This window comes from Microbacterium sp. APC 3901 (genome assembly GCF_030407765.1).
Lineage (GTDB): Bacteria > Actinomycetota > Actinomycetes > Actinomycetales > Microbacteriaceae > Microbacterium.
In genome coordinates, this window is the sequence record NZ_JASDCU010000007.1 from 46,343 (window position 1) to 67,457 (window position 21,115).

General features: G+C 68.9%; 18 protein-coding genes. 4 read left to right on the top strand and 14 right to left on the bottom strand.

Going from position 1 to position 21,115, the window contains the following annotated elements; all coding sequences use genetic code 11:
• Positions 1 to 53 precede the first annotated feature (53 nt).
• Positions 54 to 989 carry a M15 family metallopeptidase gene (locus QMA07_RS07905; protein ID WP_290161015.1) on the bottom strand — a complete coding sequence of 312 codons (936 nt, stop codon included), beginning with the start codon at positions 987 to 989 and terminating at the stop codon, positions 54 to 56.
• Between the two features lie 83 nt (positions 990 to 1,072).
• Here QMA07_RS07905 and QMA07_RS07910 point away from each other — a divergent pair, with 83 nt between their 5' ends.
• Together QMA07_RS07910 and QMA07_RS07915 are read left to right on the top strand one after the other, a co-directional pair.
• Positions 1,073 to 2,134 carry an Rv2578c family radical SAM protein gene (locus QMA07_RS07910; RefSeq protein WP_290161016.1) on the top strand — a complete coding sequence of 354 codons (1,062 nt, stop codon included), beginning with the start codon at positions 1,073 to 1,075 and terminating at the stop codon, positions 2,132 to 2,134.
• Between the two features lie 63 nt (positions 2,135 to 2,197).
• A complete protein-coding gene (locus QMA07_RS07915; RefSeq protein WP_290161018.1) occupies positions 2,198 to 2,737 on the top strand; it encodes a YaeQ family protein in 540 nt (179 codons plus the stop codon).
• A gap of 220 nt (positions 2,738 to 2,957) precedes the next feature.
• Here the strand turns inward: QMA07_RS07915 and QMA07_RS07920 are convergent, their stop codons facing one another.
• Positions 2,958 to 5,300: a DEAD/DEAH box helicase gene (locus QMA07_RS07920; protein WP_290161019.1), complete on the bottom strand. Its 2,343-nt coding sequence runs from the start codon at positions 5,298 to 5,300 to the stop codon at positions 2,958 to 2,960.
• Positions 5,301 to 5,593: 293 nt separating this feature from the next.
• Between QMA07_RS07920 and QMA07_RS07925 the strand changes: the two genes are divergently transcribed.
• Positions 5,594 to 6,490, top strand: coding sequence for an aldose 1-epimerase family protein (locus QMA07_RS07925; RefSeq protein WP_290161020.1), 897 nt, complete (start codon positions 5,594 to 5,596; stop codon positions 6,488 to 6,490).
• A 247-nt stretch (positions 6,491 to 6,737) separates the two neighbouring features.
• Here the strand turns inward: QMA07_RS07925 and QMA07_RS07930 are convergent, their stop codons facing one another.
• The 9 genes from QMA07_RS07930 to QMA07_RS07970 form a co-directional block, all read right to left on the bottom strand.
• The gene (locus tag QMA07_RS07930; RefSeq protein WP_290161021.1) at positions 6,738 to 9,959 is read right to left on the bottom strand and encodes an efflux RND transporter permease subunit; all 3,222 of its coding nucleotides are present in this window, start codon (positions 9,957 to 9,959) and stop codon (positions 6,738 to 6,740) included.
• 21 nt (positions 9,960 to 9,980) lie between these two features.
• Entirely contained in the window at positions 9,981 to 10,571 is a 591-nt protein-coding gene (locus tag QMA07_RS07935) for a TetR family transcriptional regulator (RefSeq protein WP_290161022.1), read from the bottom strand.
• A gap of 117 nt (positions 10,572 to 10,688) precedes the next feature.
• Positions 10,689 to 11,858, bottom strand: a complete 1,170-nt coding sequence (locus QMA07_RS07940) for a Gfo/Idh/MocA family oxidoreductase (protein WP_290161023.1) — start codon at positions 11,856 to 11,858, stop codon at positions 10,689 to 10,691.
• A 41-nt stretch (positions 11,859 to 11,899) separates the two neighbouring features.
• The gene (locus QMA07_RS07945) at positions 11,900 to 12,964 is read right to left on the bottom strand and encodes a LacI family DNA-binding transcriptional regulator (RefSeq protein WP_290161025.1); all 1,065 of its coding nucleotides are present in this window, start codon (positions 12,962 to 12,964) and stop codon (positions 11,900 to 11,902) included.
• A gap of 3 nt (positions 12,965 to 12,967) precedes the next feature.
• On the bottom strand, positions 12,968 to 13,861 hold the full coding sequence (locus tag QMA07_RS07950) for a carbohydrate ABC transporter permease (RefSeq protein WP_290161026.1): 894 nt from the start codon (positions 13,859 to 13,861) through the stop codon (positions 12,968 to 12,970).
• The gene (locus QMA07_RS07955; protein WP_290161027.1) at positions 13,854 to 14,813 is read right to left on the bottom strand and encodes a sugar ABC transporter permease; all 960 of its coding nucleotides are present in this window, start codon (positions 14,811 to 14,813) and stop codon (positions 13,854 to 13,856) included. Before QMA07_RS07955 ends, QMA07_RS07950 begins: the two co-directional genes overlap by 8 nt.
• A gap of 6 nt (positions 14,814 to 14,819) precedes the next feature.
• On the bottom strand, positions 14,820 to 16,091 hold the full coding sequence (locus QMA07_RS07960) for a sugar ABC transporter substrate-binding protein (protein ID WP_290161028.1): 1,272 nt from the start codon (positions 16,089 to 16,091) through the stop codon (positions 14,820 to 14,822).
• Positions 16,092 to 16,263: 172 nt separating this feature from the next.
• Positions 16,264 to 16,623 (bottom strand): CrcB family protein, encoded by a 360-nt coding sequence (locus QMA07_RS07965; RefSeq protein WP_290161029.1) that lies wholly within the window; start codon positions 16,621 to 16,623, stop codon positions 16,264 to 16,266.
• Positions 16,620 to 17,009, bottom strand: a complete 390-nt coding sequence (locus tag QMA07_RS07970; RefSeq protein WP_290161031.1) for a CrcB family protein — start codon at positions 17,007 to 17,009, stop codon at positions 16,620 to 16,622. Before QMA07_RS07970 ends, QMA07_RS07965 begins: the two co-directional genes overlap by 4 nt.
• An 86-nt stretch (positions 17,010 to 17,095) precedes the next feature.
• Between QMA07_RS07970 and QMA07_RS07975 the strand changes: the two genes are divergently transcribed.
• Positions 17,096 to 18,625: an FAD-dependent oxidoreductase gene (locus QMA07_RS07975; RefSeq protein WP_290161033.1), complete on the top strand. Its 1,530-nt coding sequence runs from the start codon at positions 17,096 to 17,098 to the stop codon at positions 18,623 to 18,625.
• 3 nt (positions 18,626 to 18,628) lie between these two features.
• Here QMA07_RS07975 and QMA07_RS07980 read toward each other — a convergent pair whose 3' ends face one another.
• The 3 genes from QMA07_RS07980 to QMA07_RS07990 form a co-directional block, all read right to left on the bottom strand.
• Entirely contained in the window at positions 18,629 to 19,453 is an 825-nt protein-coding gene (locus QMA07_RS07980) for a nitroreductase family protein (protein WP_290161035.1), read from the bottom strand.
• A 4-nt stretch (positions 19,454 to 19,457) separates the two neighbouring features.
• On the bottom strand, positions 19,458 to 19,832 hold the full coding sequence (locus QMA07_RS07985) for a hypothetical protein (RefSeq protein ID WP_290161037.1): 375 nt from the start codon (positions 19,830 to 19,832) through the stop codon (positions 19,458 to 19,460).
• 321 nt (positions 19,833 to 20,153) lie between these two features.
• Positions 20,154 to 20,942, bottom strand: a complete 789-nt coding sequence (locus tag QMA07_RS07990; RefSeq protein WP_290161038.1) for a MerR family transcriptional regulator — start codon at positions 20,940 to 20,942, stop codon at positions 20,154 to 20,156.
• Positions 20,943 to 21,115 lie beyond the last annotated feature (173 nt).

The window sequence follows — 21,115 nt, forward strand, 5'->3', positions numbered from 1 at the left end:
ACCGCGATTGTCGGATGCCGCAATCCGGCGGTTCCGAAGCCGTCGCCCTGCGGTCAGTGCGCGTAATCGGGAGCGGCAGGGAGCCCGAAGAACTCCTCCAGCGTGTGATATCCGCCCTGATGATACGCGGCCGCGAGCTCACGGCCGAGGTACCGCAGATGCCACGGCTCCGGCTTGTACCCGGTGATCCCCGAACCCACCTGTTCGTAGCGGACGATGAAGCCGTACTCCCAGGCATTCGCCGCGATCCACTCGCCCTGCACGGTCGCTCCGAACGACTCGATGGCTCCGCACGACGAGTCGCAGGCCACGAGGTCGAGCGCGAGCCCGGTCTGGTGCTCACTGTGTCCGGCACGCGCCGATGAGGCGTCCGCCCCCGCCTGGCCGCTGTTGCGCACATGCGCGGCGTGGGTGGCGACCTGGAGGTCGTACGACCGGTAGCCGTTGTTCGCGCCGATACGCCCCGCCCCCTCGGCGGCAGCGGCGTCGGCCATCTCTCCGACCCCGGTCGCGACATCCGTCCTGGCCTGCCCGGAGCGAGTCGTCATCTGCACCGGAAGGTCGACGAGCGAAGACGGCGCGAAAGAGATCGGCGCGAGCGGACGAGCCTTGTTCACGACCACCCAGACATGGGCGGGGTCGTCGAGAGCGATGCAGGGCGCGTTGCCCGCGACGACGGCGGCACGGAAGCTCTCACCGCCGCCGAAGCCGGCGATGATCGCCGGATCGTCGGCGACCGCGATCGCCTCGAGCACGCTCGGTTCCGAGCACGGATCGGCTGCCGTGGTCGCGCCGACCTCGACCGCCGGCACGTCCTGCACCGCCACCGGCTCCGGCATCGCCATCTCGGCGGGTGCCGATGCGGCGATCGGCGCTCCCGCGATCGACAGCAGGATGCCGATCGCTGCGACCGCGAGACCGATGGGCAATGCGGGTCCGCGGATCGGAGAGCGCTGTGCCGCATGCTGAGGCTGCGGCGGGAAGGACATGCTTCCATTGTCCCTTAAGTCCCATCGAACAGAATTCCCATCTCGGGTTGACGTTCTATAGTAATTATGTTCGACTTGATCGCGTGCGGTGGCAAGGACAGAAACTCGGCGATGTCGATGCCGCTGCGCTGCCCGGCCTCGAAGAACGCACGGGCGTGCTCCGCACGGTGACCACTCCCGACTTCGCGGGCATGACCTTCCACGAGGTGCTGTCGAAGTCCGCGCTCAACCATGTTCCCGGCGCATCGCGCATGCCGTTCGCGTGGACCATCAACCCGTACCGCGGATGCAGTCATGCCTGCGTGTACTGCTTCGCTCGGGGTACGCACGAATATCTCGATCTCGACGGGGGCTCGGACTTCGACTCGCAGATCGTCGTGAAGGTCAACGTCGTCGAAGTGCTGGAGCGAGAGCTGCGCAAAGGCAGCTGGGAGCACGAGACCGTCGCTCTGGGCACGAACACCGATCCGTATCAGCGCGCTGAAGGCCGCTACAGGCTGATGCCGGGGATCATCGAGGCCCTCGCCGCGTCGGGCACCCCGATGTCGATCCTCACCAAGGGCACGCTGATCAGACGCGACATCCCTCTGCTGGTGAAGGCGGCGCAGCGGGTGCCCGTCGACATCCAGATGTCGATCGCGATGTACGACGACGAGCTGCAGAAGGCGATCGAACCAGGCACCCCGACGACCCAGGCTCGACTCGACACGGTGCGCGCACTGCGGGATGCAGGATTCCGGGTGACCGTGTTCCTGATGCCGATCATGCCGCACATGACCGACTCCGTCGAGGCGATCGACACGGCTCTGCGTCGCATCAAGGAGGCGGGGGCGAATCGCGTCATCTACGGCGCACTCCACCTGCGCGCCGGGGTGAAGCCCTGGTTCATGCAGTGGCTCGGCGAATTCCGTCCCGACCTGGTCTCGTCGTATCGGGGTCTGTATCCGGGCGTCTCCGCCGAGGCGCCCAAGGGCTACCGGCAGTGGCTGGCCAAGCGGGCGCGGCCGCTGATCAGGCTGCACGGCCTCGACGGCCAGCACGAAGACGACTACCCGGTGCGCGGCATCCGGGCGTCGGCACCGCACGGCCGTCCGGCACCCGCGTTCGCGCCGTCAGCGGCCCCTGCACAGCCGATGCTGTTCTGAGGTCGAGACGACCGAGGGCGCAGCGGTCGAGCACGCCGCCGCGGGCGCGTAGGCTCGGTCGTTATGGCTATCGGCTCCACCATGCACACGTTCGACGTCCAACTGGCCGACATGGATCGCGGTGTGTACGACGACTTCTCGCTGCGTGCGGCGCGGCATCCCTCGGAGACCGACGCATACATGCTCACCCGCGTGCTCGCGTACGGACTCGAATTCACCGAGGGCATCACGTTCGGTGGCGGAATCTCGCAGACCGACGAGCCGGCGGTCCTCGTGCGCGACCTGACAGGCCGGATCACGGCCTGGATCGAGATCGGAGCACCCGACGCCGAACGCCTGCACCACGGCAGCCGACTGGCTGAGCGCACCGTCGTCTACACGCACCGTGACCCGGTGAAGGTCATGGCGCCCTGGGCGGACAAACGCATCCACCGCTCGGAGGACATCCGGGTCTTCAGCTTCGATGCCGGCTTCATCGATTCCGCCGCACCGCTCATCGAGCGCCGCAACACCATGACCCTCACCATCACCGAGCAGGTGCTCTACCTCGACCTCAACGGCACGACGCTCACGACGGCGATCCACGAGCACGAGCTGGCGTGAGCTGAGCGCCGCCGCGCGGCATCCGCCTGCCTTCTTCGCCCGCCCTCGAGCACCCCTCAGGAGGAGGACTGCTCCTCGGGAGGACCGGATGCCCGCAGCGCTCCTCCCGAGGCGCAGTCCTCCTCCCCAGGCGCAGAGTCCTTCGCAGCGCGTGGCACATCGAACATGACGAAGGCCCCGCCCCCGCGGATGCGGGCACGGGGCCTTCGATGGTGAGGGATCAGGCCGTGAGGTCTGACGCGGTCGGCACGCGACCGGCGATCTCCTCGATCAGGTCGTCGTTCAGACGAGCGTTCTCGAACGGTGCATCGATCTCGGCACGCTGCAGCAGCTCGGTCATGCGACGCTGGCGCTGACGAGTGATCAGCGTGACGACGCGACCCGAGCGACCGGCGCGCCCGGTGCGACCCGAGCGGTGCAGATACGTCTTGTACTCGTCGGGCGCATCGGCCTGGACGACCAGATCGATGTCGTCGACGTGGATGCCGCGGGCGGCGACGTCGGTGGCGACGAGCACGTTCACTCGACCCGACGTCAGGCGCTCGAGGTTGCGCGTGCGCTTGGCCTGGTTGAGGTCACCGTGCAGCGATACCGCGGGGATGCCGGCGTCGTCGAACTGCTCGGCGAGCATGTCGGCGTAGGCGCGGGTGCGGGCGAAGACGAGGGTCTTGCCGTCACGGTCGACGAGCGACGTGAGGATGTCGGCCTTGTCGCGGTGCTCGATCACGAGCACGCGGTGCTCGATCGTGCTCGAGTCCTGGTCTTCGCCGGCGACCTCGTATACGGCCGGGTCGACGAGGAACTCGTCGACGAGAGCAGCGACCTCACGGTCGAGCGTGGCCGAGAAGAGGAGCTTCTGGCTGCCGTCGGCCGTGTGACGCAGGATGCGCTGCACGGGCTCGACGAATCCGAGCTCGCACATGTGGTCGGCCTCGTCGAGCACCGCGATGCGGCAGTCCGAGAGGTCGAGCTTGCCCTGGTTGATCAGGTCTTCGACGCGACCGGGCGTGCCGATGACGATGTCGACGCCCTTCTTCAGCGCACCCACCTGGCGGCCCTGCGGCACGCCGCCGTAGATCTGCGTGGTGAAGAGACCCACGCTGCGCGCGATCGGCTGGATCGTGCGGTCGATCTGCAGCGCGAGCTCGCGCGTCGGCGCGAGGATGATCGCGCGGGGCGAGCGGCCGAACTCACGACGCTTGCCCGCCTGCGACTGCAGCACCCGCTCGACGAGGGGAGCCCCGAAGGCGATGGTCTTGCCCGAGCCGGTGCGGCCGCGGGCGAGAACGTCGCGACCCTTGAGCACTGCAGGGATGCTGGCGGCCTGGATCGGGAACGGCGTCGCCGCGCCCATGCCGACGAGCGTCTCGACGATGTTGGATCCGAGACCGAGGTCGCCGAAGGTCACGCCGTCGACCTCGACGGCCGCGACGGACTTCGCCTCGAGGCGTTCGTGCACGACGTCGTCGGTCGGCTCGAACTTCTTGGCGGGTGCCGCGCTCGAGGTGGCGTTCCAGTCGTTGCGGCTGGGGCGCTCGTTGTGCGACGGACGCCCGCGGGTGTCCGACGTCAACGGGCGGGGACGATCGGTGCGGTACGCGCCACCCGTCGAGGGACGCGAACGCTCGTCGCGGCCACCCTCGATCGAACGCTGAGCGCGGTCACGACCGAAGGCACGACGCGCACGGTCGGCGTCGTAGGAGCGCTCGGGGCGCTCGGCGCCACCGCGGTCATCACGACGCGGGCTCGCGCCACGGTCATCACGACGAGGACGGTCGTCACGGTCGAAGCGAGGACGCTCGCCACCACGGTCGTTGAACCGGGGACGCTCGGTGCGGTCACCCGAACGGGCAGGACGGTCGTCGCGGTTGAAGCGCGGCCGCTCGGACGCGCCGCGGTCGTCGCGCTGCGGGCGATCGTCACGGGAGAAGCGCTGGCCACCGCGATCGTCGCGGAAGCCACCGGAACGCTGGTCACGGCGATCGTCGCGACCCGGACGTCCGCCATCACGGTGGTCGTTGTCGCGGAACCCCTGGCGCTGCGTGCCGGCACCGCGGTCATCACGACGCGGACGCTCGTCACGCTGGCCGCCGCGCTCATCGCGGTATGTGCCGGGACCGGTCGGACGCTGGCCGCCGCGGTCATCGCGGCGCGGGCGGTCGAAGCCCGTGGAGGAGCGGTCGTTGTAGCGCGGACGGTCGTCGCGGTTGTGCGGCGCCTCGCGGCGACCCGACTCGGCACGGTTGCGGATGCCACGGGCCTCGTCGCGTCCCGCACGCTCCTGCGACGACCAGCGCTGCTTGGGCGCGGCCTCTTCGGCCGGACGGTATCCGCGGTGGCTGGCGCTGCGACTGCCGGGGCGGCGGTCTGCGCCGGCAGGCGCGGTGCGCCGGTCACCGGCATCCGCGCGTCCGCCACGTGCATCACGGGAGTCCCGGGCGCCGTCGCGACCTGCATCACGGCCACCGTTGTGGCGATCGTGGAACGAGGTCTTGTTCGCGCCGTAACGCGGCTCGAAGTTGGCCGAGGGGCGTCCGCCGCGGGGCTTCTTGTTCTTGGGCATGGGGGTGTCCTTCTGTGTTCTCGCCACGAGAACGGCGCCGCGCACACGCGCGCTACCCTGCGCGCGGTCGGATGCGACCACGCGGGGTTTCCGGACTGTCAGCGGCCGGGGCCATTCATGTGATGGTTGATTAGCGTCGAGCGACGCTCACCATCGGCCCCTGGACTCACACTTCTTACACAAAAACGTCCGCGCACTGCGCGGGTGTCCGAAGCCGACGCATCAAGTGTAGCGGTCGCACCTGAAAGAGTCCCCCGCCCCATCGTCGACGTGGGTCGCCATACGATTGCGGAGTGAACTCCGCATCCCCCACAGGCACACAGGTGCACCTTCAGCTCGGCGACGTCAGCGCTCAGATCGCGCAGGTCGGCGCGTGCCTCCGCTCCCTCCGCATCGGCTCCGTCGACCTGATCGCTCCCTATCCGCTCGACTCGCCGACGCCCTCGTGCTCGGGCGTGGTGCTCGCTCCCTGGCCGAATCGGGTCAGGGACGGACTCTGGAACGACGATGGCACCGAGCGGCAGCTCGCCATCACGGAGCCGAAGTTCACGAATGCGAGCCACGGACTGCTGCGATTCACGGCCTACGACATCTCCGAGACCGCCTCGGCGACGACGCTGAGCGCCACGGTCTTCCCGCAGACCGGTTACCCGTATCTGGTCGAGACGAGCGTCACATACGTGCTGCGAGCTGACGGAATCGACGTGACGCACGCGCTCACCAACCGCTCGACCACGGCCGCGCCGGTTGCGCTCGGAACCCATCCGTTCGTCACGATCGGCGATGTCGATCCCCGCGAACTGGTGCTGCGCGTGCCCGCGCAGACCGCTTTCACCACCGACGAGCGGATGCTGCCGACGGGCACACACCCGGCGGATGCCGCGCTGCGCGACGGCGTGCGCCTCGGCGAAGTGAGCCTCGACACCGGATTCACCGACCTCGACCGCGACGCAGACGGGCTCATCCGTCACTCGCTGACCGCGCCCGACGGACGTCGCCTGACCCTGTGGCAGGGTGCGGGATTCGACTTCGTGCAGGTCTACACGACCGACAAGTATCCGGGGCAGTCCCTCGCCGTCGCGATCGAGCCCATGACCGCGCCCGCCGACGCGCTGAACAGCGGCGTCGGCATCCGGCGCCTGGACCCCGGGGAGACCTGGACCGTCGAGTGGGGCATCACGCTCGACTGAGGCCCTCGACCACCGCGTGGGGTGCACGACTGCCGAGCGACGGCCGTCGTCGCGCGTGCATGACTCAGGAAACACGTGCAGCCGCGACCGGATCCACGGCCGTCCTGGCGCCTGAGCGGTCAGATCTCCTGCGTTGTGAACGGACGCCGGCTCCACAACGCCGGACGACCACGCAGATGCCCGCCCGGGAGACGCTTCCGGGCGGGCATCGGGCTCAGCGGTGCTGAACCGTGAACGGAGTCGGCGGCTACTCGCCGCGCTCGCGCAGCTCTCGACGCGTCAGCTGGTTCGCGTGCGGCAGCTCGGACGATGCAGCCGTGCCGCCCGACGAGGCACCCGTGAGGGCCACCCCGTCAGCAGGCGCAGGACCGTCCGCAGGCTCTGCTTCGCCCGCCGCGGCGGAGCCGTCCTCGCCCGAACCCGCCTTGCGGGCACGGCGCCGTTCCTTCGCACCCTCGACGAGGTTGTAGAGCGTGGGCAGCACGATCAGCGTCAGCACGGTCGACGACAGCAGCCCGCCGATCACGACGATCGCGAGCGGCTGCGAGATGAACCCGCCATGTCCGGTGATGCCGAGGGCCATCGGCGTCAGCGCGAGGATCGTCGCGAGAGCCGTCATCAGGATCGGCCGCAGACGCTTCTCCCCACCGGCCCGCACCGCATCGATCGTCGACAGCCCCTTCTCGCGGTACTGATTCACGAGGTCGATCAGCACGATCGCGTTGGTCACCACGATGCCGATGAGCATCAGCACACCGATGAGCGACGCGACGCCGAGCGGCACGCCCGTGATGATCTGCAGCAGGATCGCGCCGGTCGCCGCGAACGGCACCGAGACGAGCAGCAGCAGCGGCTGTCGCAGCGACTTGAAGGTCGCGACCATCACGACGTAGACGATCAGGATCGCCGCGAGCATCGCGAGACCGAGCTGCGAGAACGAGTCGGCCTGCTGCGACGCGACACCGCCCACTTCGGCCGATGCGCCGTCAGGGAGGTCGACCGCTGCGAGCGCCTCGGTGACCGACTGGGTCGCCACAGCGAGGTTGTCGGATGCCGGGGGCACGGTGATCGTCGCGGTGCGGCGTCCCTGCTCGGTGGTGATCGAGGTCGGGCCGTTGCGCTCCTCGACCGTGGCGATGTCCTGCAGCTGCACGACACCGAGCGCGCTCGGGATGGCCAGCTCTCGCAGCGCCTGCGCGGTCGTGGGCGGCTCGGACGATGCGAGATAGATGGTCAACGCGGTGTCGTCGATCTCGACCGTTCCGACCTGCTGCGGGCGCATCGTGTTCGAGACGATCGATCCGACGGCCACCTCCGACAGCCCGCGCTGCGCGGCGGCGTCGCGGTCGACGACCACGGCGAGGTACGGCAGAGCGGCGGCGAGGTTGTCGGTGACCTGACCGATGCCCTCTCGTCCGTCGAGTTCATCGACCACGGAGGTGGTCGCTGCCTGCAGGTCGTCGGAGTTCGACGCCGACACCGTGATCTCGATGTCGCTCGAGCCGAATCCGGCCGACGATGCGACGGTCACCTCTCCGACGTCCGTGAGGTCTTCGATCGCGTCCTGCACCGCGGCGCGCAGCTTCTCCTGGTCGGCGTCGGCGTCGGTGAGCACCGAGTACGTCACGCCGGCACCGCCGGAGAACGCGTCGCGCAGCGCCGAGCCGCTGGATCCGATCGACGCCTGCACGTTGGTGACGCCGTCGATGTCGAGCAGGGCGTCCTCGACGGCGATCGCCGCCTCCGACTTCGTCTCCAGGCTCGCGGTGGGACCGAGGTCCTGAGTCACGGTCATGGTGTTCTGACCGGAGTCGCTGAGGAAGTTGATCTTCATCAGCGGAGCCGCCGCCAGTGTGGCGCCCAGCACGACCACCGCGAGGATCACGGTCACGCCCGAGTGCTTCAGCGTCCAGCCGAGGATCGGACGGTAGGCGCGCTGCAGCGGCGTCAGCGGCGCATCCGGGTGCTCCGGGTCGATCTGCACGCCGTTCTCGTCGAGCAGCGGCTTGCCGGGGCGCAGGAACCAGTACGCGAGCACCGGCACGATGGTCAGCGACACGAGCAGCGAAGCGACCATGGCGATCGACACGGTCACGGCGAACGGCCGGAACAGCTCGCCGACCATGTCGCCGACGAACACGATCGGCAGGAACACCGCGACCGTGGTGATGGTCGACGACGTCACCGCCATCGCCACCTCGCGCACGGCGAGACGGATCGCGTCGCCCTTGTCGGCGTCGCCGACGTAGTGCCTCTTGATGTTCTCGATCACGACGATCGAGTCGTCGACCACGCGGCCGATCGCGATCGTGAGCGCGCCGAGCGTGAGGATGTTGAGCGAGTAGCCGAACGCCTGCAGACCGATGAAGGTGATGAGCACGCTGGTCGGGATCGAGATCGCCGTCACCAGCGTCGAGCGGATCGACAGCAGGAAGACCAGGATGACGATCACCGCGAAGACGAGTCCGAGAAGGCCCTCTGTGGCGAGGGTCTCGATGGACTGCTGGATGAACGGCGCCTGGTCGAAGATGATCGTGAACTCGGCGTCGGGGAACGCCTCGCCGATGGTGTCGAGCGCGGCGATGACCCCCTGCGACACCTCGACGGTGTTCGCGGCGGGGAGCTTCGTGATCGAGATCGACAGCGCGTCCTCGCCGTCAACGCGGGAGATCGACGAGATCGGATCGGTCTCCTGCACGACGGTGGCGACGTCGCCGATCGTCTCATTCGTGCCGACGAGCGGCAGCGCGGCGAGCTCCTCGACCGAGGTGATCTTCGCGCCGGTCTGCACCGTGAGCGTCTGACCGCTCTCGGTGATGTCGCCGCCGGGGAACAGCGTGCCGTTCTGCTGCAGGGCCGTGGTGATGGCCTGCGTGCTCTGACCCGCGGCCGCGAGCTTCGCGACGTCGGGCGTGATCGTGATGCGCTGGCCGACGCCGCCGATGAGCTGCGCGGCGTTGACGCCGTCGACGTCCTCGAGCTCGGGGATCGCGACGCTCGTCAGTTCCGCCTGAGCGTTCTCGGCGTCGTCGAACCCCGTGACGGCGACCTGGATCACCGGGAAGTCGTCGATCGACACCGCCAGCACCTGGGGGCTGATGTCCTCGGGAAGCTCGCCAGAGATGCGGTTGATCGCCTGCTGGATCTTCTGCTCCGCGGTCGCGAGGTTCGTGCCGTAGGCGAAGGTCGCCTGCACGATCGAGGCGTTCGTGGTGCTCGTGGCGGTGGTGCCCTCGAGACCGGGAACGCCCTGGATCGCCGACTCGATCGGCGTGGAGACGTCGTTCTCGACGACCTCGGGCGACGCGCCGGGGTAGGTCGTCATGACCATCAGGTTGGGCAGCTCGAGCGAGGGGATGAGCTCCTGCTTGAGATTCGTCAGAGCGAGTCCGCCGAACACGGCGGCGACGATCGTGATCAACGCGATCAGTGCGCGGTTCTTGAGACTCAGGACGGCGAGGTTCGACAAGGCGGATTCTCTCTCTGCTGATCAGGCGGATGCTGCGGCGGCGGGTGCGGGAGGCGACGCCTGAGGAGTGAGGATCCCGGCGAGGGCGTCGCGGATGAGCTCTTCGTCGAGCGGCTCGTCGTGGATCTGAGAGTGCCAGAGTACGCCGTCGATGAAGACGGCTGCGGCCCTGGCTCTGTCGACTCCGTGAACGGGGGCGATGAAGCCCACGATCTCGTCCGACCACAGTCGGGCGAACTGACGGACGCGCGGATCGTGCACGGCGGCGGTCACGACGGCCCGGTCGGCCTGCACCGCTCGGGCGTCGTCGAGCCCTCGGCGCACCAGGCGAGCGAGCCCTTCCGGCGTCACTCCCTCGATGACCACGGCTCGCCGGGTCGCGTCGATCCGCGCGTCGATCTCGGCGGCCAGCGCCCCGATCGCCGCTTCGCGCAGGTCGTCGAGGGTGGCGAAGTACTGGGTCGTCGAGCCGAGGGGCACTCCGGCTCGCGCGGCGACCTTGCGGTGCGTCAATGCGTCGACGCCGATCTCGACGATCAGCTCTGCAGCCGCGGAGACGATCTCGCGACGGCGTGCTTCAGGATCGCGGCGGCGGCGCGTGCCATCGCTCATTCGGACCCCCAGCGATCACCCCTGTACGGGCGTACATGTACTTTTGTACATTCTGCATCCCGAACCTGAGGGTTCGCTTCGGGTGCCGCTGCTGCTGCGACGGCCTCCGCGCGCCGCTCACTCGACCTGACCGCGCTCGAAGTAGGCGACGAGGTCGGCATCCAGCTGAGGAATCGCGATCGCCGAGCCGTCGCCGCGCAGCGACGCGGTGGCGAGGATGCCGGCGGCCACCGCCTCGCGAGCAGCCACCGGCGAGGTCTCCGTGACTCCCCCGTCGCGCACGAACCGCAGGAACTCCGCGACCAGCAGCGCGTCCGCGCCGTCGTGGCCGGCGCCCTCCGCCTCGGGGACGATGAAGGTCTCATCGGCGTCGGCGGCTCCGCGGTGCCGGCGGTTCCACAGCCTGACCTCGCTGCCGGCCGTGTCGCCGACGTTCTCGATGCGCCCCTCGGTGCCGATCACCGTGTAGTTGCGCCAGTAGTCGGGCGTGAAGTGGCACTGCTGGTAGGAGGCGAGGATGCCGCCGGAGAGGCGCATGTTGACCATCGAGATGTCCTCGACGTCGATCACCGGGTTGAGCCCCGTGAGTGACGTCGGCGGCCAGTTGTCGACGCTGAACCAGTCGGGCATCCGCTCTCCGGTGCGATCGCGGCGGTCGGTGATGTCGCCGTAGACGCTGAGCTCGCCCATGGCCGCGACCTGCTCGGTGTAGGCGCCCGCGAGCCAGTGGATGATGTCGATGTCGTGCGCTCCCTTCTGCAGGAGCAGCCCCGTCGTGCGGCGGCGGTCGGCGTGCCAGTCCTTGAAGTAGTAGTCGCCGCCGTGCCCCACGAAGTGGCGCACCCACACGGCCTTGACGTCGCCGATCCGCCCGTCCTGGATGAGCCCGCGCATCAGCGTGATCACCGGCATGTGGCGCATGTTGTGGCCGATGTAGAGGCGGCTGCCCGTGCGTCGGGCCGTCTCGAGCATGGCGTCGGCGTCGGCGAGGTCGATCGCGAGAGGCTTCTCGCAGAACACCGCGACACCGGCTTCGAGCGCACGGATGCTGAGCGCCGCGTGCGTGTCGTCGGGCGTGAGCACCATGACCGCGTCGATGCCGGAGGCGAGCAGCTCGTCGAGCGAGTCGGTGACGAGGGCATTCGGAAGCAGACGCCGCGCGTCGTCACGCGCCCGCTCCGACGGGTCGCAGACCGCGGTGATGCGCGACCCCTGACCGGGGCGGTGCACCTCCTCGCGCAGTGTGGCGCGCGCGCCGAAGCCGATGAGTCCGATGGTGAGATCCACGGTGGTCCTTCTGGGTAGGGATGTGCGCGCAGACGGCGGCGTCAGCGCGAATGAGAGGTGGGCGCGTCGAGGTCGGTCGACGCGCCGGGGAAGAGCGACCAGGCGAACTCGTGCAACTGCCCTGCTGATTCGTCCGCGGCGAGCGCGCGATCGATGATGATGCGCGCCTGCCTGTCGTAGAAGTCGGTCGGGCCGACCGTGGTCAGGGTGGGCGCGATGAGCTGCGCGTCGGGGGTGTTGCCGACGCCGATCACGGCGACGTCGTGCGGCACCCGCAGCCCGAGCATGTGCGCCGCATTGATCGTCGCGATGGCCGCGAAGTCGGTGGTGGCGTAGATCGCATCGGGCCGGTCCGCACGCGAGAGCAGCTGCACGGCCGCGGCGAACGCACTGGCCTGCCCCTCGGTGTACGTCACGGTCCAGTCCGGATCGACATCGAGACCCGCGGCAGCCATCCTCTCGAGGTACGGCGTGTACCGGGTGACCTGGGTCGGCGCGAGACGTACGGCGCCCTCGGCGGCCAGGCACCCGATCGCCGTACGTCGTTCGAGCAGGTGGTCCATCGCGAGCTCGCAGCCGGGGATCGCGTCGGAGCGCACCACGTCGAAACCGGCGGGCTCGAGGTGCTCCGAGAAGACCACGAGCCGCTGCCCGCGCTGCACGAGGTCGGCGAGCTTGCGCTCGGCATCCTCGTCGACCCCCACGCCGTCGAGATAGGCGACGTCGCTCTCGACCCTGTCGAGTGCCGCGTGCCAGTCGCCATCCGCGAGGATCAGCGTCGTGAGGCCGTGCCGGTTCGCCTCGGCGTTCACCGCATCCGCCACCGCGAGCGACCAGGGGTCGCTCAGCATGTGCAGCGACAGCTGCACCATGCCGCTGCGACCGGTGCGGATCGTTCGCGCCGCGATGTTCGGACGGTAGTTGAGCTCGTCGGCCGCCGCGATCACGCGGGCCGCGGTTGCTTCGGCCACCCCGGACCCCGACGCGGCACCCGCGCGCCCGGAGAACACATACGACACGGTGGCCGTCGAGACCCCCGCACGTTCGGCGACCATCCGAAGGGTCGGACGCCGTGAGGTGGTGGACTGCTGCCTGCGCTCTGCCATGGGTCAGCCCTTCGATCCGCTGAAGGCGATGCCCTGGATGAACTGCCGCTGCAGGATCATGAAGGTCACCAGCATAGGCAGGGTCGCGAGCAGCGCTCCGGCCATCAGCACCGGGTAGTCGGTGCCGTGGATGCCGACGAGCTGCGAGAGCCCGACCGACAGCGGCATCTTGGCGGGGTCGGTCGTCACGATCAACGGCCAGAGCAGATCGTTCCAGGACCACAGCACAGTGAACACCACGAGAGCGATGATGCCAGGCTTCGCGAGCGGAACCATGATCCGCCAGAAGGTCTGCCACGGATTCGCCCCGTCGATGCGCGCCGCCTCTTCGAGTTCGGCGGGCATCGACATGAAGAACTGTCGCATCAGGAACGTGCCGAACGCGCTGAAGATCCCGGGCACGATCAGCGCCTGCAGGGTGTTCAGCCACCCGAGCGCCTGGATGATCTCGTACTGCGGCAGCAGGTACAGCTGCGACGGCACCATGAGCACCGAGAGGAACACCACGAACAGCGCGTTGCGTCCGGGGAACGGGATGCGGGCGAAGGCGTAGCCGGCCATCGTGCACAGCACGACCTGACCGATCGTGCGGCCGATGGTCAGAAGCACCGAGTTGGCGAACATCTGCGCGAAGGGCATCGAGTCGAAGACCTCGGCGAAGTTCGTGAACACCCACTCGCGCGGGAGGAGACTCGGCGGCACCTGCACGGAGTCCGACAGCGTCTTGAACGAGGTCAGCAGCTGCCAGATGAACGGGAAGACCATCAGGATCGCGCCCACCAGGAGCACGAGGTGCACGATCCAGATCGCGCGGTTGCGAGGCTTGCCCGCGCGCCCCGCCGAGCGCGCGGGAGAGGCACCGACGACGGCGCGCGTGTCGAGCGAGACCTCACTCATAGTGCACCCACTTCTTCTGCAGACGGAACTGCACGACCGTGAGCACCAGGATGATCACGAGCAGCAGGAAGGCGACGGCGGCGGCATACCCCCGGTCGTTGTCGAGGAACCCCGCTTCGTAGAACAGGTAGACGACCGTGCGGGTGTTGGGCATGGCCGGGTTGCTGCGTCCGAGCATCATGTAGATGAGGTCGAACACCTGCAGGGCCCCGATCACACTGATGACGCTGACGAAGAAGATCGACGGCGACAGCAGGGGGATCGTGATCGAGAAGAACTTGCGCACGGGGCCGGCGCCGTCGAGGTCGGCAGCCTCCATGATCGTGTCGGGGATGCCCTGCAGCCCGGCGAGGAAGATGACGATGTTGGTTCCGAGGCCGGCCCAGATGCCCACGACGGCGATGGCCACGAGAGCGGTGTTCGGGTCGGTGAGCCAGCTGCGCCCCTCGATGCCGACCGAGCCGAGTGCTGCGTTGAGCACGCCGTAGTCGCCGTTGTAGATCAGGCGCCACACCAGTGCGATCGCGGCCGGCATCGTGACGACCGGAATGAAGTACAGCGTGCGGTAGGCGCTGCGTCCCTTGAGCCCTGCGGTGTTGAGCAGGGCGGCGATACCGACGGCCAACGGGATGCCGATGAGGGCGATGACCGTGTAGATCGCGGTGTTGCGCAGCGCGCCGATCAGCTCGGGGTCCTGGAACAGGCGGGCGTAGTTCTCGATCCCGACCCACTCGGAACCGCCGAACGGCCCCGACTTGGTGAACGAGATGATGAGCGTGCGCACGGTCGGCCACAGGTAGAAGACGGCGATGCCGAGGGCGGTGGGTCCGATGAACACCAGAGCCCACCACGGGGAGGCGCCCGGGTTGCGCCGACGGCGGCGGATGCCGGGGCTCGTGGCCTCCGGCATCCGCTCTGCCTGCGCGCGCGGCGGCGACGCGGTGACGGTCATGAGCGACTACTCCTGCTCGGCATCCAGCGCCGCCTGCATCTGCTCGGCGAGGTCCTTCAGGCCCGCCTCGGGGGCGACGGCGCCCGACCAGACCTGCGACAGCACCTCGCTCTCGATGCTCGTCCACGCCGAGGTGTTCTTCGAGACCGGGTAGGGCACCGCGGTGTCGAGAGCGTCGATGTAGACCTGCAGGTCGTACTGCGGCAGTGCGTCGACCCAGCCCTGTTGGGTGCCGTTGAACGCAGGGATCACGGTGCCGGTCTCGGCCTGGATCTCGGCGGCCTGCTCGCCGCTGGCGAAGGCTGCGAACGCCTTCGCCTCAGTCACGTGCGGGCTCTTCGCGTTGGCGACGTTGCCCACACCGTGGATCACGCTCTGGTTGCCTTTCGGCCCCTCGGGGAGCGGAGCGACGTCGACCGTGTCGGCGATGTCGGCGTTGTCTCCGTAAGCGATGGCCGCCCACGAGCCGTTCTGGAACATCGCGACCTTGCCAGACAGGAAGAAGTCCTCGGGGTTCGTGTCGGTCATCTGCTGCGCGGTCGGCGACGACCCCGCCTCGATCAGATCCGTCCACAGCTCGATGCCGGCGAGCGCCTCGGGCGAGCCGTAGCCGCTCTCGGTGCCGTCGGCGGAGATGACCTCGCCGCCCGCCTGCGCGATCGAGTTGTAGAAGTTCTCCTGGCCGTACTGGCTGGCGGCCACGCCGAACTGCCCCTTGGCCGGGTCGGTCAGCGCGGCGGCCGCTGCGGTGAAGTCGTCCCAGGTCCAGCCTGCGGTGGGGTAGTCGACCCCGGCCGCATCGAACAGCGCCTTGTTGTACCAGAGCGCCACAGTGTCGAAGTCCTTCGGCGCTCCGTAGAGCGCGCCGTCGAACGTGTAGAGATCGATCAGGCCCTGGGGATAGTCGGCGGCATCCACACCCGCGTCATCGAGCGGCGCGAGCTGGCCGTTCGAGGCGTAGAGCTGGAAGTTCGGACCGTTCATCCAGAACACGTCGGCGGCGGACCCGCCCGTGGCGGCTGTCTGCAGCTTGGTGAAGTACTCCTTGTAGGGAGTCACCTGGATGTCGATCGTGACGTTCGGGTTCTCCTTCTCGAACGCCGCCGCGATGTCCTCCATCGCCGGCTTCTGGTTCTCGTCCCAGATGGCGTAGCTGAGGGTGACGTCGCCTCCGGACGAGTCCCCTCCTGCGGTCGACGACGAGCAGGCGCTGAGCGCGAGGACGGCTGCCGCCGACGCCGTGAGGGCGGCGAGGGCGCGGTGGGAGGTGCGGGGCATCGATGTCTCCTTTGACGGGTGCAGGGAATCGTGGCGGCGTCGGGATCTCGTGTGTTAAACGATTAGCAGTTAAACGATTAGCAAGGAGACTAGCCCGGCTGACGCGACGGGCGCAAGCACCGATCCGTACCCGCGAAGGCGAGGCCGGAACAGCGACGTCAGATCGGCGTGATCAGAGCAGCGAGCCGAGGGCCAGCCCGAGGCCGGCAGCGAGCAGACCGAGCAGCAGCATCCCGACGGCGTTGAACGCGGATGCCCTGCGCTCGCCGTCGCGCCAGAGCGCGACCGTGTCGAGCATCGCGGTGCTGAAGGTCGTGTATCCGCCCAGCAGACCGGCGCCGAGGAGGAACGCCTGGTCGGGCAGCGCCGCGGTCACGACGCCCAGCGCGAACGATCCGGTGAGATTCACGGCGAAGATCCCCCACGGGAAGCGCCGTCCCGCGACCTTGGCGATGCCGAGATCGACGAGGTACCGCAGCGCGGCCCCCACGCCTCCGGCGAGCGCGGCCCCGATGAACAGCAGCGGGGTCACGAGCGGGCTCCCTCGACACGAGCTGTCGGCCGACGGCGCCCGAGGCGCAGCCCGAGAGCAGCAGCGGCAAGGCCGAGCACGAGACTGCCGGCCGCATACGAGAACGCGAGCAGCGGAGCATCCGCCCCGAGCGCATCCGTGCCCGTCATGAAGGCGCTGTAGGTCGTGAAGCCGCCGAGCACACCGGTGCCGAGGAACACCCGAAGACCGGTGGTCTGCGGCAGTCGCGCGGCGAGGATGCCGATCAGCAGCGCCCCGATCACGTTGACCAGGAGGGTGGCGACCGGGAAGCCCCCGGCATCCGGGATCGAGAGTCCCACCCCGAGCCGAGCCGCCGTGCCGATGCTGCCTCCTGCGAAGACGAGGAGGAGGCTGCGGAGAGTCACGCGACAACTCTAGCCGCGCCGTTGCAACGCATCCGCTGATTGTCAACCGGGTGTGACGGAGCGGCGGCGGGGCGAAGACTGACGCCATGAAGCCACTGTGGAAGCTCGACCGGACTCCGCCCATCGGCACACCGTTCGACCCCGGCGCACGGCATGACGTGATCATCGTCGGTGCGGGCCTCACCGGCCTCACCACCGCCGTCATGCTGACGCGCGCGGGGCTCGACGTGGCGGTGATCGAGGCGGGCGCCGTCGCCGAGCTGGCGACCGGCGGCAACACGGGCAAGCTCACCCTGTTGCAGGGCAAGCGCCTCGCCGAGATCCGCAGGCACCACTCGGCCTCCCTCCTGCAGGCGTACGTCGAGGCCAACCGCGAGGGCATGGACTGGCTGGTGGGCTTCGCCGACCACGCGGGGGTCGGCTACGAGCGACGGATCGATCACTCCTATGCGCAGGATCCGAGCGGCCTCGACTCGGTGCGCGAAGTGCACGAGGCGGCGCGCGAAGCGGGCCTTCAGACCAGGATGCTCACCCGGGCAGAGCTCGGTGAGGCGGCGTTCCCCGTCGTCGGCGCCACAGCCCTCGACGACCAGGTGACCATCGACCCTGCACTCGTGGCTCAGGCGCTCGCGGAGGAGCTGCTCGCGACCGGCGGCACACTGCACACGGGAGTACGGGTCACCGCCACCCATGTCCTCCCCGAGCCGCGCGTGGAGACCCCGGTCGGGCCCATGTTCGCCGAGCACATCGTGATCGCGACGGGCTATCCGATCCTCGACCGCGGGCTGTACTTCACCAAGATGCGCGCCTTCCGCTCGTACTGCGTCTCGTTCCGCGTGTCAGGCGAGGTGCCCGAGTCGACCTTCATCTCGCTCGACTCCCCCAGCCGGTCGATCCGTCCGGTCTCTCCGGCCGACGGCCCCGGCGGCACGGCGCAGCTCATCGTCGGCGGCAACGGGCATCCGGTCGGGCGCTCCGACAGCGAAGCCGCCGCGGTCGACGATCTGGTCGACTGGACGAGGCAGTACTTTCCGGATGCCGAAGAGACGCACCGCTGGTCGGCACAGGACTACGAGTCGCACAATCAGATCCCGTTCGTCGGTGCGATGCCGCGGGGGCTCGGCAGCATCCGCTTCGCGACCGGATACGCCAAGTGGGGCCTGTCGAACGCGCCGGCCGCTGCACTTCGCCTGACCGCCGAGATCCTCGGCGCCAGCTGGCACGACCGACCGTCGTGGATGGTCAAGCTGGGCACGAGGCTGACGGTGCCGGCCGACCTCGCCCGAGGAGCCGCCGAAGGAGCGAAGGTCGCTGCGGCCGCCACGAGCGGGTGGGTCGAGGCCGAGCGCAACCCGGTGCCGGTTCCGAAGCCGTCTGAGGGCGAGGGCGTGGTCGCGAACCGCAGCGGACGCCCGGTGGCCATCTCGACGGTCGGCGGAGTCACCCGCGCGGTCTCGGCCGTATGCCCGCACCTCGGCGGAGTGCTCGCCTGGAACGACGAGGAGTGCACCTGGGACTGCCCGCTGCACGCCTCTCGGTTCGAGGCGGACGGCACGCGCATCGAGGGCCCGGCGCTGCAGGATCTGAAGCCGCTGCCCCGCAAGAGCGGCGGCTGATCGTCAGCTCGCCGACGGCGCTCCCGCACCCGGCGGCGGTGCGTCCCACCCCTGCTGGGGCTCATCGCAGTTCTCGCGGAACACATACTGCGAGGCGAGCTTGCGCTGGTGGCTCGACCAGTCGATCGCGGGGCGGCGCTGCTCGGGCGGCAGGTAGCCGAGGCGGTACACGGCCATGAGCTCGAGGTCGTCTGGCACGCGCAGCAGCTTCACGATCTCGTCCCAGCGACCAGGAACCTCCATCGGGAAGGAGATGAACTGGATGCCCATGCCGAGCTCGACCGTGGTGAGCCAGACGTTCTCCATCGCCGCCCCCATGCTGAACACCGAGTAGAACGACGAGAGCTGGCCGGGCCGGTACTCGCTGCGATCGAGCATCACGCCGAGCAGCAGCGGAGAGCCGCCGACCAGCTTGTGGTTCTCCTCGCCCAGGGTCTTGGGCACGCCGAACGTGTTCATCAGCTTCTGACCGCGCTTCGTGAACACCTGGCTCGTGAACGGGCGCAGGGCCGCGGGGAGCTTGTCGAACAGCATCCCGCTGCGCTTCTCCTCCATCTCGGCCTGGCTGAAGCGGAAGTACGGCTTGTAGCGCTCGAAGAACGTGCCGTTCGACATGGCCTCGGTCATGCTCTCGCCCGAGATGCGCGCGATCTGATCGATGGTGTCGCGGCTCTCGATGACCACGAACCGCCACGGCTGACTGTTCAGCTGCGAGGGTGCGCGCCCGGCCGCCTCGAGCAGGATGCGCTGATGCTCCTCCGACACCGGGTCGGGCAGGAACGGCCCGTTTGTGGTCTTGCGGCGGCGGATGGCGTCGAGCAGTTCCATGCGTTCACTTCCGGTCGGTGGCGAGACGCGAGCAGATGAGGCCCGCGACGATGAAGGGAGCCGCGGCGAGCGCGACGAGCGGATGCCGTCGGCTGTGCGTGCCGAGGTACGGGATGGCGGCGAGCGGGGCGGCGGCCGGCGCGAGCGCGAGTGCGGCGCGGCGGCTCGCGTGCCTCGGCCTGCCCCAGATCGCGGACGAGACGGCAGTGGCGGCGGCGACGCAGGTGGCGATGTAGATCGCGTGATGCAGCCAGCGGAAGTTGCTGGTGTCGATCACCTTGGCGGCGACGGCCGAACCGAGGGCGACGTTCGCGGTGTAGGCGACCGCTGCGGCGGCGAAGAGCGGCGCGGCATCGGTGCGTCTGCGGCGGGGGGCCATGGCACGACCCTACGCCCCGCACCGGCATTCGCTCTCGGCCTTGCCGCGGTGTCTCGATCTGTGCAAAGCGGAGCGTTCTCGTCTCGTCGCTTCGCTCGTGCGGGGTCAATTGCGCACCTCCCACGCTGTGCGGGGTCACAAACGCACGCCCCACGCCGTGCGGGGTCAATTGCGCACCTCCCACGCCGTGCGGGGTCACAAACGCACGCCCCACGCCGTGCGGGGTCAAAAACGCACCTGAACCACGCGGTTCCGATGCGAAATTGACCCCGCAGCAGTCGCTGACGGGCGCGGATGCGGATGCGGATGCCGCGCGGCGTCCTACAGGTTGCCCTCCGCGTAGATGCGGAGTGCGTCGCGGACGAACTCCGCGCCCTGCGTGCCACCGGCCGACGTCGCGTAGTTCGCACCGAAGCGCGGGTCGGCGACGTACATCTCGCCGAGCCCGACGACGTATCCCTTCACGTCACCGCCCGGAACGGCGGCGGGGGTTCCCGGGATGCCGATGAGCCACTCGACGTGGCGACGAGCGACGTCCTGAGCCTCCGCGGATGCCGGGTCGATGCCGCTCTCCGCGGCGGCGATCCAGTCGCGACCGAGGTCGGAGACGCGCTGCTGCCAGTCGGCACGCTCGGCGTCGGTCATCCCGCGCCACCAGCGGTCGCTGTCGGCGTAGGCCTTGCGACCCCAGCGCTCTTCGACCTCCTCCCTGTACTCGGTGTGGTCGAAACCGTCGAACATGTTCTCTGCCATGAGTTCTTCACCTCCTCTCAATGCGTTGATGGTGTTCTCGACCGACGCGATCTGTCGCGCCAGGCGGTTCTGCTCCTCGCGCAGCAGCGCGAGGTGGGTCTCGAGAGCGGACTCCTCGCTCTGCCGCGCATTCACCGGGTTCAGCACCTCGGCGATCTGCGGCAGACCGAGTCCGAGCTCACGCAGCAGCAGGATGCGCTGCAGGCGCACGAGCGCGGCCTCGTCGTAGTGGCGATAGCCGTTGTGCGCGATGCGCGAGGGCGGCAGCAGGCCGACGTCGTCGTAGTGACGCAGCGTTCTGCTGGTGGTGCCAGCGAGTCGGGCGATCTCCTGGATCGACCAGTCACGACCGGTCATCGCGTCCTCCTTCCGTGGATCCGTTCTTCGATGACTCCACGGTAGAAGTTGACGCGGCGTCAAGGTCAAGCGGTGTGCCCAACCGATATTCTTCATCCGTCCGTCACACGGATCGGCTCGGCGCTCGCTACGGTCGTCACGTGCCCGAATCACACTCCTCCCTGCATCCGCTC